We start from the raw sequence: 12,427 nt of genomic DNA on the forward strand, positions 1-12,427 counted from the left end.
GTCTATAATTTTAGAGGTATTGGATTAACTAGTGTGAGGTGATTGAATGGAAATGAATGATGGAAAAGAAAATACAACAAAAAAAAGCAGCAACTCAAAAAAAGAAAAAGTTGCAGTAATTAGTACAGTACGTACTCCATTTGTAAAATCTTTTGGTGTTTTTGAGCAAGAAACTGCTTTATCATTAAGTTTAAGGGTTGCTAATGAAATTATTTCACGTACTGGTGTACAAGCCTCAGATATTGATGAATGTATATGGGGTGTTGTAATACCCCAAACAAAAAATGCAAATTTAGCAAGAGAAATAGTTTTATTTTCAGGATTACCAACTAGCATTTCTGGGTTTACTTTGAATAAAGCTTGTGATTCTTCATTACAAACAGCTGAAATTGCGGCTGATAGAATTTTATTAGGAAAAAACAAATTAGTTTTAGCTGGTGGGGTTGAAGTATTGTCAGATGTACCTATTCCTTTTTCAGATGATGCAAGAAGATTTTTGACAAAAATGTCAAGAGCGCGTTCATTAAAAGAAAGACTTTCTTTAATTAGTAACGTTAATCCAAAATGGTTTTTACCAAAAGCTCCAGCAATAGCTGAACCATTTACTGGCTTAACGATGGGCGAACACGCAGAAATAATGACTGTTAAAAATAATATAGCAAGAGTTAAACAAGATGAATTTGCTTTAAAAAGTCATTTAAATGCAGCTCAAGCCCAAGAATCTGGTTACTTTAAAGATGAAATTGTACCAGTTTGGAGTGGAAAAGATAAAAATATTTTTGTAGACAAAGATAATATGGTTAGAGCAGATACATCTCTCGAATCTATGGCAAAATTAAAACCAGCATTTGATAAAAAAAATGGAACTATTACAGCTGCTAACTCTAGTCCTTTAACCGATGGTGCGGCGGCTACTTTGCTAGCCAGTGAAAGTTATGTAAAAGAAAAAAAACTTCCAATTTTAGGATATATTGTAGATACTGTAACTGTAGCAGTTGATCCTCATGATCAATTACTAATTGGACCTGCATATGCTATCCCTAAAATTTTAAAAAGAAATAATTTAACTAAAGATGATATTGATATTTATGAAATTCATGAAGCTTTTGCAGGGCAAGTATTGAGTTGTCTAGAATGTATGAATAACGAAACATTTTGTCGTGAAAAATTAGATTCTCCTTTATTTGGAGAAATTCCTTCCGGAAAAATAAATATCCAAGGTGGTGCAATAGCTATTGGGCATCCTTTTGGTGCTACTGGTGCAAGATTAATAGGAAATGCTTTGCGTATTTTAAAAAGAAAAGGTGGAAAATATGCAATTGTTGCTGTTTGTGCAGCTGGCGGAATAGGAATGGCAATGTTACTTGAGTCTAAGTAACAAAAAAAAATAAATAAAAAGAAAAATAAATAAACAAGGGAGTTGTTTATATGGAATTAAAACTGCATTCAAAATCAAAAATATTTCATTTTTCTATTCGAGACGGTATTTGCATTATAGATATGAATGATGAAAGCAAAGCTGTAAATAGTTTTACAATAGCTATGTTAGAAGACATCGATGAAAATATGCCTAAAATTTTAGCTAATGATAAAATTGAAGGAATAGTAATTACATCCTCGAAAAAAAATTGTTTTGCAGCTGGTGCTGATATTTCTATTTTTAATACATTCACTAGTAAAGAGGCTGGCGAACGTGGAAGTAAAGAATTGCATAGAATTGTGAATTATTTTGCTTCTGCAAAAATACCTACCGTAGCAGCAATACATGGAACTTGTTTGGGTGGTGGATTAGAACTTTCACTCGCTTGTCACTTTAGAATTTGTTCTGCAGACAAATCAACCCAATTAGGTTTACCTGAAGTCCAACTTGGAATTCTTCCAGGAGGTGGTGGAACTCAAAGATTACCTAGACTTATTGGTATAGCTCCCGCACTCGATTTAATTTTAACGGGAAAAAAAATTGATGGAAAAAAAGCTTTAAAACTAGGATTGGTTGATGATGTTGTGCCTGTCAATCAGTTATTAGAGAAAGCTGTTTCTTTGTGTAAGCAAAATAAATTCAAAAAACGTTTGTTACCTTCGTCTTTAGGAATTGTTTCTTCTATGCAAGGAAATTTTGACTTACAAAAATTAGCTTTAGAAGGTAATCCTTTAGGTAGATTATTGATAAGTAAACAAAGTCGTGGAATGGTTTTAAAAAGCACAAAAGGAAGATACCCAGCTCCCCTAAAAGCATTAGAAAGCGTAATGCGTGGAGTAGAATTACCTTTAGAAAAAGGTTTAGAAATTGAAGCTAAACTTTTTGGTGAATTAGTTATTAGTGAAGAAAGCCGTTCTTTAGTTCATATTTTTAACATCATGACAGCTGCAAAGAAAAATCCATTTTCCAAATCCATTCAAGAAGCAGCCGCACAAAGATATATTCAGAATTTAGAAAATGGGAATTCTGCAGTTGGAGTGTTAGGTGCTGGGCTTATGGGAAGTGGAATAGCAACAGTTTTAGCTGAAAAAGAAGTAAGAAGTACTTTAATCGATAAAGATTCTTTTGGATTGCAACGTGGATTAAAAGCAGTAGCCAGTTACTTTGATGAGCGTTTCAAAAAGAAAAGATTAAAATGGTTTGAACGTGATTCAAGAATTTATCGAGTCAGTCCAGCCTTAGAATTTTCTCCTTTACGTTCATCAGGAATTGTTATCGAGGCTGTGTTTGAAGATTTAAAAATTAAACATGATGTATTAAAGAAATGCGAAGAAAATATTCCGCAAAGTGATTTTATATTTGCAACAAATACAAGTAGTTTACCAATTACAAAGATAGCAGAACATGCAAAAAATCCTGCAAATGTTGTTGGAATGCACTTCTTTTCACCTGTACCAAAAATGCCTTTAGTAGAAATTATTACGACTGATAAAACCAATCCAGAAGCGACATCGGCTGTGTTTGATTTAGCATCAATTATGGGGAAACAAATTATTGTTGTAAATGATGGCCCAGGATTTTACACAACTCGAATCCTTGCATTTCAAATTGCTGAAGCTTTGAATATCATGGTTGAGGGAGGAAAAACCGAAGATATTGATGAAGCAATGGAAAAGTTTGGAATGCCTGTTGGGCCAATTACTTTATTAGATGAAGTTGGTATTGATGTTGGTGAACATATTATCAAAGTCCTAATGGAACCTTTTTCTGATCGCTTAATTGTTCCAAAAGAAATAGAAAGTATTTCTAAAGAAGGAAGAAAAGGCAGAAAAAATAATCATGGGTTTTACAAATATGAAAATGGTAAAAAAGATGCACCTGATGAAAGTGTTTACAAAAGTTTTTCAACAGCAAGGAAAAATTTAGATCAAAAAGAAATTGCAGATCGTTGTTTATATGTTTTTATGAATGAAGCTGCGCGTTGTTTTGATGAGAAAATAATAAAATCTGAAGATGATGGTGATTTAGGAGCTATTTTTGGTTTAGGCTTTCCTCCTTTTTTAGGAGGTCCATTCCATTATGCAAAGGTTTTAGGGAAAGATACAGTGAAACAAAAATTAAAAGAACTAGCTGCAAAATATGGAAAAAGGTTTGAACCAGCAAAGTATTGGGAAAGATAAGTTAACTGCAAATATATGAAGAGAAATTAAGAAATTCAAGAAATAAATATTATTCATCTTGCAGAAATTCATATTTTTCTTTTAGCAGAAAAGTTGCTTCTTGTTCCTCTTCATCTGTTATTACATTTAAATCTAATTTTAATTTTCCATGATGAAATGTTCTTAAAAATGCAAAATTAGCGGAAACACCTTCAGTGGTGCGACATCGACTATCTCCTGAGTCATTTGTTATTCCAATTGAATTTAGAGCGGCTACTAATTTATCACTTAAGTTCCCCTCTGCTGCAATAAATGCTTTTTCCATTATTTCAGGGGCCTCGGTATTAGTCATGTAGTTTCCAGCAGTAGCAATACTAAAACGATCGTTAATATGGAAACGAATTCTTCCAGTTTTGAAATTTGTTACATTTTCGCCATGGTATATATCGCCAGTGACGTTAAAATATTTGTCTTTTTTTAATATAAGCATTTGCCTATCTTTATATCTATAGTCTTGATTAGGATGAGTGAGAAAATTTCGAATAATAGTAGCTGAATAAAAAGGTTCATCTTGGGCTAATATACCTTTTGCTGTTGCTAGCCAGATTGGTGTTAAATCATTGATATCAGATTGAATATTCATTATTCCAAAACCATTATTTTCAAAAACAACATAGTCTGCAAGATTTATTTTTAGTTTACTTGAATACATTTTAAATTCTTTGGAATAACAAGTTCCCAATGCTGAACCAGACTCATTTGTTTTAAGATCCAAAGCTATGATTGAAAAAGTAGCTAAGGAACTATTGTTAAAAAAAATAGTGTTTATAAAAAATAGGAAAAAGGTTTTAAAATAATTATTCATTTTTTGTTCTCTTATATATTTATTTTATTGAAAAATTTATATTTCAAAAATTATATTAAATAATAATTTAGAATAATATACACTTAAATATATTATTTGTTGCATGCAATTTCATAATTATATTCGAATTACTTGAATAATAACTGGTAAAAATAAGTTTGTCTATAAAAATTACAGATAAAATAAAAAAAATTCTAATGAACTAGATCGTAGTAGGAAAAAAGTAGATATTTATTAATTTTTAGATTGGAAAGTTAATTTTATTTATTGAATGAAGAATAATTGCTCTTCTATTTAAACAACTAAAATTTAAGAACAGCTATAAATTTTAGTTGTTTAAAATTGTAAATCAAATTAAAAAGGCATTTTATTTTATTCTAAAATTAGAAAGAAAAGATTTTAGTTATAAATTTTATTGATACCTGTATAAGGCAAATATTTTTGATAAATATCAACTTAAATAAATTACCAAATAATATTCTAAGATTTCCATAAATATTAAGAATAAAAAATAAAAATTTTTAAATTAAAATAAAAACTTAATTTCTTGACAACAAAATGAATTTTATTTTTTAATGAAGTTTGATATTCCTGAATTTTTGATGAGATAGGAAAATTTTGTAAAATGGGAAAAATATTTATAAGAATTTTTTATAAGGTTAAGATAAAAATATTTGAATATACTATTATTAAATATGTCCCAAATTTTTTTGGATTAATTTTTCTTTTATTATTACTATGGTTTTGGGGTACAAATAAAATTAATAGAAAAAAGATTGAAATTTTTGAACACGATTTGCTTAACCAAATTTCAAATACAACTAATTTAAATCAATATGTTTACAATAAATGGCACCGTTGTGAATTTTCCACATTTAGCAAACTAGAAAAATGTATGAAAATTAAAGTTCCATTGAACTGGGAAGATAAAAACTCAGAAAAAATTGGATTTTTTATTCGTAGATATGGAGAAGAGAATCCTAAAAAAATTATTTTAATATTGAGTGGGGGCCCTGGTGGAATAGGCAATTCTTATATTTCTTTGGCGAAAGAATTTTATGAATACGATAAAACAGCATTAGTTCTTATGCCAGACCATAGAGGTACAGGATACTCTGAAAATTTGCACTGCCCAATAGATAAACGAACTTTAAGTATTCAAGATATTGATAATAATAAATTCGCTTCGTGTTTTGATTACTTAAAGAGCAAATGGCAAGATAAATTAAAACATTTTAACTCCTCTCAAGCAGGACAAGATATTCATGAATTGATTAAATTGTATCCAAATATTCCTATTTATATTTATGCTTCAAGTTATGGAACAATTTGGGCACAGCGTGTGCTGAATAAAAAAACCTTGAATATCAAAAAGGTTTACTTAGAATCTCCTTTTATAGCAGGGAAAAATAATTTCTTGGAAAGAAATTTAGAAACTGCAGTATTTAGTTTTTATGATAATTGTAAGCAAGCGAAATATTGTAGTGATAAAATTCAATTAAATAATATCGAGAATTTAAAAGAGCTTTTTAGAGATATTGCTCATAAAAAAAGATGCAGCCATGAGTTTAATGAGAATACAAGAGAATTAATTGCTAAAAAATCTTTATGGCTTCTGCAGTATAACTATACTGCACCATTATTTCCGCTTCTTATATCTGGAATTAAGCACTGTGATGAACATATAATAAACAATATTTTTAAATATAAAAGCGAAATAAATGTTACTGAAATTGGAAATTTTAAATATTCAGTGTATTTACATTACAATGTTTTTTGTAATGAGATAATAGGATCATACAAGAATAATAATATAACTATAAATGAATTTGGTTTTATTGAAAATTACATTAATAAATGTCAGTACGTTCCTTTTTACAGTAATGAAAATTCAGAACAAAATTACAAGAACTTGAATGTGAAAACTTTGATTGTAACTGGTGAAGCAGATGTTTCTGCAACTAAAGAGTTTGCTTTAGAATTAAAAGAAAAATTTATGACTGAAAAAGTTAGATTTGTAGGAGTTAAAAATTTAGCACATATTCCTTTAGCTTTTAGAATAAATTATGAAGATTTTTTTGAACAGAAATATTTAGGTGCTGAAAAGTGTAGATTAAACATATTATTTGAATTTTTTAATGAAAAAAATGAATGGCCGAATCTACAATGTTTGACAGAAATATATCCACCAATTTATTCTTCAGATAATGCTTTAAAATATTATGAAAGCATTTTTAATAACAGTTAACTTCTATATAATGAAAGTTTATTTTAATAATAGTTAGCTTTGTAAAATTAAATTATAGAAAGCTAATTATTTCTTTAATTTAAATATTATAAAGCTCTTTACTTTTTTTTGAATAGTTCTGGCGGTTCTGCGTTAATAGGATCATCGGGCCATGAATGCTTGGGATATCTTCTTGAAAGTTCTTTTTTTACTGAATGATAACTTTTTTGCCAAAAGCTAGACAGATCTTGTGTAACTTGTACAGATTGCATGTTTGGGGCAAGCAAGTGAACCACTAAAGGGATTGATTGATTGCAAATTTTTGGTGTTTCTTTAGTACCAAAAAAATCTTGCAAACGAGAGGCAATCCATGGGGGTTTATCATTTTCATAATGTATTTTTACTTTCCGACCTTTTCCAATTTTAATATAATTTGGAAATAACTTTTCTAGAATTTTAATTTCTTCTAAGTCAAAAATTTCTTTTAAATAATCTTCTAATGATTTTTCTAGAATTTCAGAAAAACTTTTTTTATTTTGCGCTATAAAGCTTTGAATGTAAGAAAGTTCTAATTTTTTTATATCAATATTTTTTATCGAAATATTATTTTGAGTTGCAAGATTAAGTTTATTTTTAAAATTAGAATACTCAAAATCATCTGGAAATGGTTTTGGCCATTGAGCTGAAAGCTCTTTGTATAGAATTTCACTAAATTTTTCTGAATTTTCAGTTATGTATTTCTCTTCAAGCAAAAGTTTTCCGTATAATGTTTTTTTGTTTCCTTTTACTCGTTGAGCTTCTTTATCCCATGTGTATTCTTCAATATCTTTCGTAAATTCATCTGGAGCATAAACAAGTAATTCTGCTTCAATGCCATGGGCAATTCTTATTTGTGTTGAATTTGCTTGTGATAAAGCCGTTGCAGATTCTTCTGCATCAATGGCAATAAGAAATTCAGAATCTTGAACTACGCTATTTTTAGCAAGAACCGCACCGCCTCCAAGGCATAAGTTTAATTCTTTTAAACTACTAGTATTGTTTTTTTGCTGTTTTCTTACTTGGCATATTCTATCGGGATAAGCAGAAATTAGTATTAAACTAATTTTTTCATCTGTAATTTCTGCAAAACATTTTTCATACTGAATATGTAAAATATGACAAAGTTGATGAACTAAATTATTTATTTTTTGGATAGCAATTTTGTCAATATTATTTTTTAATTCGTTTTCTAAAAATTCGTGTTGAAGGCTTTTTTTCAATAAATTTAATTGAAAAGTAATGTCAGAATTATGAATTTCTTGTGAGTTAAAGTTTTTCTTGAATAGAAACCCTTCATTTATCATTGATACTATTAAAATACTTTGAGGTAAGCAATGATTCGTTTTTGCTGTGGATAATATTTTACCTAATCTTGGATGAAGTGGGAAAAAACAAATTTCTTTACCTAATAAAGTAATATTAAAATTTTTATCAATAGCTTCTATTTGCCTTAGCAATTGTAAATTTGCTTGATAAATATTATTAGCTGGTTTTTCAAACCAAGGTAAGTCAACTAAGCTTTCATTTAATTTTAACTTTTCTTGAATCACTTTCAATTCAAGGATCATTTGTGTAAGATCTGCTCTTTGAATTTCAGGTTTTTGATATGCTTGTCTAGTTTGATAATCATTTAATGTAAATAATCGTTTCGCTATGCCGGGAGCCGTTCTTCCTGCTCTACCTGTTCTTTGAATGATTGAAGACTGACTGATAGGTAACAGATCTAACGTTGGCATTCCGCTCCAACTGGCATGTCCTGCTACTTTAGCAAGTCCACAATCAATGACATTTGTTACACCTTGAAGGGTAATAGAAGTTTCTGCCACATTAGTAGCAAGAATTATTTTTAATTTGTCAGATTTTGCAAATAATTTTTGGATTTCATTTTTAGGAGAATCGGCCTTTAAACGAATAATTTCTAAATTTCTTTTTAATGCAAGTTCATCAAGCACTTCTGCACAGCGTTGAATTTCACTACTTCCAGGTAGAAAAACAAGAAAGTCTCCTGGATATTTATTTTTATTTAGCAGGTCTATAACTGCATTATAAACTAAAATATGTAGTGGTTTTTTTAGCTCATAATCTAAAGAATGCTCAATTTCTACGAAGTAATTTTTACCTTCAGAAACAAATAATTTTGCTTCATTGAGATAGTTATTTAATTTTTCAGTGTCTAAAGTAGCAGACATGACAATTAGTTTTAAATCTGGTCGAAAGTTTTTTTGAATAAAATTAACTAACATTAAAGCAATATCAGTATGCAGATGTCTCTCATGAAATTCATCAATAATAACACAGGAAATATTTGTTAAATATGGATCCGAAAGAATTTGACGGGTAAATATTCCTTCTGTGATATATTTTATTTTTGTTTCTTCACCAGAAATATTTTCAAAACGAATTTGATATCCAACGGTTTTACCTATTTTTTCATTTAATTCAGCAGCAACTCTTTCGGCGGATAATTTAGCGGCCATTCTTCTAGGTTCTAAAACTAATATTTTACCCGGAAGAACATCTAATAGAGCAGGAGGAACTCGAGTCGTTTTACCTGCTCCAGGTGTTGCCTGAATGATAATTTGATTATTGGTAGTAATCGCTTTGAGGATATCAGGAAGACAGGCATCGATAGGTAATTTTAAATTTTGCAAGATCATTCTTTAAAGCCTTAGGATTTTTCTTTTAGTCGAAAAAATAATGTTTCAGCATTTTGTTTAGTTAAATTTGCTAAATCTTGGGAAGATATATTTCTTAGATTTGCGATAAAATCACAGGTATATTTTAAATTCCCAGGTTCATTAATTTTTCCCCGCATGGGTACTGGTGCTAAATAGGGGCTATCAGTTTCAATTAAAATTTTGTTTTCTGGAACAATTTTAGCTACTTCTTGCAGACTTGTTGAATTTTTAAAAGTAACAATACCCGAAAATGATAAGTAAAATCCACAATCTAAAAATTCTTTTGCTTCAGTTAAAGTACCTGTAAAGCAATGAATGACACCTGTAAGTCCTTTACTCAAAAATTGCTTTATTCGATCTAATACCAATGAATGAGTTTCACGTACATGCACGACAACTGGTAATTTTAATTCCGTTGCCATTGCTAAAAAATATTCAAAACATTCTATTTGTTTTTCCATTGGTGATAGTGTGTAGTAAGCATCAAGTCCAATTTCGCCAATGCCTACCACCCGTTTGTTACTTTTAGCATGGGAGCGAACTATTTCTGCGTCAGGAATAGTAAATTTTGCTGCATCATGGGGTTGAATTCCAAGAGTTAAGTAAATCATTTCAGAAAAATGCAGTTGTTCTAATCCTAATTGAATAGTTTCAGGATCATAAGCAATATTTATTATTTTTTCTAAGCCATTGTCTTTAGCTTGCTGCAAAATTTGATTTAAATTATCTTTTAATTTATTGGAAACTAAGTGACAATGAGTATCTATTAACATTTAATAGTGTTCCTTTATTCAAAGGCTGATAAACCAGTAAGCTTTTCTCCTACAATCAGCAAATGAATGTCATTTGTGCCTTCATAAGTAGAAACAGACTCTAAATTACACATATGGCGCATGGAACGATATTCTCCACTAATACCATTTGCACCTAAAATATCCCTTGCTGTTCTTGCACATTCAAGAGCTATTTGCACATTATTTTGTTTTCCCATGCTAATTTGTGCCGGATGAAGAGTTTTTGTATGCTTTAAATGAGCTAGTTGCATGGCAAGCAAGTTTCCTTTGGCAATTTCTGTTGCCATAATAGCTAATTTCCGTTGAATTAATTGATACCCAGCTAAAGGTTTTTTAAACATAATTCTATCTTTTGTATATTGAATGACTTCTTGCAAACAATCTTCAGCGGCTCCTAGTACTCCAAATACAATGCCAAAGCGGGCTTGATTTAAACACATCAAAGCATTTTTTAAGCCAACAGTTTTTTCTAAGATATTTCTTTGTGGAATGCGACATTGATCAAAAAATAAAGAACCTGTAATTGAAGCTCTTAAACTTAATTTATGTTTTATTTCAGGGGTAGAAAATCCTTTTGTTTCTTTTTCTACTAGAAAACCACGAATTCCATCATCTGTTTGAGCCCAAACAACAGCGATGTCAGCAATCGGGGCGTTTGTTATCCAGGTTTTTGAACCATTGATTATCCAATCCTCGCCATCTTTTTTAGCATAAGTTTTCATTCCAGCTGGGTTTGATCCAAAATCTGGTTCAGTTAGTCCAAAACAACCTATGCGTTCTCCTTTGGCCATCCTGGGCAGAAATGTATTTTTTTGTTCTTCACTTCCAAAAGCATGAATGGCATACATAGCTAAACTACTTTGAACACTCGCAAAGCTTCGTAAGCCACTATCTCCTCTTTCTAATTCCTTCATTATCAAGCCATAAGAAACTTCATCTAATCCTGCACATCCGTAGCCTGATAAATTACATCCTAGAAGGCCTAATTTTCCTAGTTCTGCTATCAATTCTTTAGGAAAGTGGCCCTGTTCAAAATTATTAGTTACATTTGGAAGAAATTTGTCCTGAACAAATTTTCTTACTGTTTCCTTAATTAATTTTTGTGATTCATCAATATTAGCAAAAGCATTGAGAAAATCACTAGCATTTAACTCCATACTATTTCCTTTATTTATTTCTCAGGTTTTCATATGCTTCGTTCACTTCATCTTCATTAAAAAGTTTTATTGTTGTTTTACCTAAATTTTTTGCAAGAGAGAGTAGATAAGTAACACCACTTTCAACGCCTTCTGGAAAGATAGCATCTTGTTCAATGCAATGTGCTAATATTGCCCAAAGGGAATTGATTTCATTTCTAGGATAAGTTTTTTGATTTCTAATTTCATCTCTTAGACGAGAGCCATGATGTTTTAAAAACTGATCAACATATTTCGATGTTTTTACCATAACGGAACGAGAGATACGAAGTATCCTGTAACTTAAGGCAGTAAATAGAAGTTGAAGACTTTCATTTAAATCGGTTTCAGTTAAATTGGAAGAGTCGATATCAAATCTATGAATGGAACATGTTTCTATGAGATCAAAAATTTGGCCTATTACTCTAACCCAATTTAGCATCAACGATTGAGCTATAAACTTAGCCCCCACAGAACGGACATGGGGTTTGCCAACAACGGTCTTAACATACGTTGAAGAGCAGTGCAGTAAATGATTGGGGCATAAAATAGCCCAGGTTTGTAGTTTGGGATTAATGGCTTGGTTGGAGAAATACAAATTAAATTCAGCTTCAAAGTCAGAAGTTGATCTTAAACCTCTTACTAAATGTGTAATATTGTTTTCTTTTGCATAGTCAGCAATAAGACCTTCTTGCGAAGTTACAATTACTTTTTCCCCAACACGAAAAGGCGGATCTAAAGCCCACCAATCTAGAAAGGGGTCTATGGAATGAGCTATAACTCGGGCACGAACCTCTGGTTTCAGCAAACTTTGTTTTGCGGGGTTGACAGCTGAGACAACATGAACAGTTTCAAAAACTTCTAATGCTGTTTCTAAAACAAATTGATGTCCTTGTGTCCAAGGATCAAAAGAACCTGCATATACTGATGACTGCATAACTATTCCTTAATTTAATTAAAACGATCATTTGCTTACTTTCATATGCCAAAGATGTGGCGAGTTAATCAGCTACAGAAATTTAGCTTAGGGCTATAATGAGGGCAAGGAGCCTACATAAAATAATAAAATA

At 30.4% G+C, this 12,427-nt stretch carries 8 protein-coding genes; 3 read left to right on the forward strand and 5 right to left on the reverse strand.

The window, feature by feature from the left end; translation table 11 throughout:
- The first annotated feature begins 46 nt into the window (after nucleotides 1-46).
- Together QEJ31_RS11145 and QEJ31_RS11150 are read left to right on the forward strand one after the other, a co-directional pair.
- Nucleotides 47-1,378 carry a thiolase family protein gene (locus QEJ31_RS11145; protein ID WP_280590155.1) on the forward strand — a complete coding sequence of 444 codons (1,332 nt, stop codon included), beginning with the start codon at nucleotides 47-49 and terminating at the stop codon, nucleotides 1,376-1,378.
- 50 nt (nucleotides 1,379-1,428) lie between these two features.
- A complete protein-coding gene (locus QEJ31_RS11150; RefSeq protein ID WP_280590157.1) occupies nucleotides 1,429-3,600 on the forward strand; it encodes a 3-hydroxyacyl-CoA dehydrogenase NAD-binding domain-containing protein in 2,172 nt (723 codons plus the stop codon).
- Nucleotides 3,601-3,649: 49 nt separating this feature from the next.
- Here the strand turns inward: QEJ31_RS11150 and QEJ31_RS11155 are convergent, their stop codons facing one another.
- Nucleotides 3,650-4,444, reverse strand: a complete 795-nt coding sequence (locus QEJ31_RS11155; protein ID WP_280590158.1) for a DUF1028 domain-containing protein — start codon at nucleotides 4,442-4,444, stop codon at nucleotides 3,650-3,652.
- A 625-nt stretch (nucleotides 4,445-5,069) separates the two neighbouring features.
- On the opposite strand from QEJ31_RS11155, the gene QEJ31_RS11160 reads away from it, so the two are divergent.
- Nucleotides 5,070-6,692 (forward strand): alpha/beta fold hydrolase, encoded by a 1,623-nt coding sequence (locus QEJ31_RS11160; RefSeq protein ID WP_280590160.1) that lies wholly within the window; start codon nucleotides 5,070-5,072, stop codon nucleotides 6,690-6,692.
- A gap of 98 nt (nucleotides 6,693-6,790) precedes the next feature.
- Here QEJ31_RS11160 and hrpB read toward each other — a convergent pair whose 3' ends face one another.
- The 4 genes from hrpB to coaD are packed head-to-tail and all read right to left on the reverse strand — an operon-like array spanning nucleotide 6,791 to nucleotide 12,294.
- Complete coding sequence (hrpB, locus tag QEJ31_RS11165; protein ID WP_280590162.1) at nucleotides 6,791-9,367, reverse strand: ATP-dependent helicase HrpB; 2,577 nt, start codon at nucleotides 9,365-9,367, stop codon at nucleotides 6,791-6,793.
- A gap of 11 nt (nucleotides 9,368-9,378) precedes the next feature.
- Entirely contained in the window at nucleotides 9,379-10,161 is a 783-nt protein-coding gene (locus tag QEJ31_RS11170; RefSeq protein WP_280590164.1) for a TatD family hydrolase, read from the reverse strand.
- Between the two features lie 14 nt (nucleotides 10,162-10,175).
- The gene (locus QEJ31_RS11175) at nucleotides 10,176-11,339 is read right to left on the reverse strand and encodes an acyl-CoA dehydrogenase family protein (protein ID WP_280590166.1); all 1,164 of its coding nucleotides are present in this window, start codon (nucleotides 11,337-11,339) and stop codon (nucleotides 10,176-10,178) included.
- 10 nt (nucleotides 11,340-11,349) lie between these two features.
- Nucleotides 11,350-12,294 carry a pantetheine-phosphate adenylyltransferase gene (gene coaD / locus QEJ31_RS11180; protein WP_280590167.1) on the reverse strand — a complete coding sequence of 315 codons (945 nt, stop codon included), beginning with the start codon at nucleotides 12,292-12,294 and terminating at the stop codon, nucleotides 11,350-11,352.
- Between the last annotated feature and the right edge of the window lie 133 nt (nucleotides 12,295-12,427).

Origin of the sequence: Pigmentibacter sp. JX0631 (genome assembly GCF_029873255.1) — a bacterium.
Taxonomy (GTDB): Bacteria; Bdellovibrionota_B; Oligoflexia; order Silvanigrellales; family Silvanigrellaceae; genus Silvanigrella.